The organism is Campylobacter lari (genome assembly GCF_004357905.1).
GTDB classification, from domain to species: domain Bacteria; phylum Campylobacterota; class Campylobacteria; order Campylobacterales; family Campylobacteraceae; genus Campylobacter_D; species Campylobacter_D lari_D.
In genome coordinates this window covers 1-301 of record NZ_SMTT01000044.1, presented here as the reverse complement: position 1 = coordinate 301, position 301 = coordinate 1, and the positions used below count along the sequence as shown (strand labels likewise).

Annotated in this window: 1 protein-coding gene; it reads right to left on the bottom strand. The window is 32.9% G+C overall.

All coding sequences use genetic code 11. The annotated features are described in order from the left end of the window. Window positions 1-214: flagellin N-terminal helical domain-containing protein (locus E2O22_RS07880; RefSeq protein ID WP_439897286.1), on the bottom strand; the 214-nt coding region annotated here is incomplete at its 3' end. Between the last annotated feature and the right edge of the window lie 87 nt (window positions 215-301).

The following is a 301-nucleotide window of genomic DNA, read 5'->3' as shown; positions in this document are numbered from 1 at the left end:
TAGCATCATTACCGTTATTTATTGCTTGACCTAAAGTTGCAGCCTGTGATCTTAAGCTATCTGCTATAGCCATACCTGAAGCATCATCTGCTGCAGAGTTGATTCTAAGACCTGAGCTAAGTCTTGATAAAGATTTATCAAGCTCTCTTGCTGTGATAGTTGAATTTGCATGTGCATTCATTGCACCTATGTTGGTGTTTATTCTAAAACCCATTTTAAATCCTTTCAAAATATTGCTTAGAACTTTTAAAGCAATAAATGTTCCAAATTTAAAGAATTGTTTTAAAGAATTGTTTTAAAG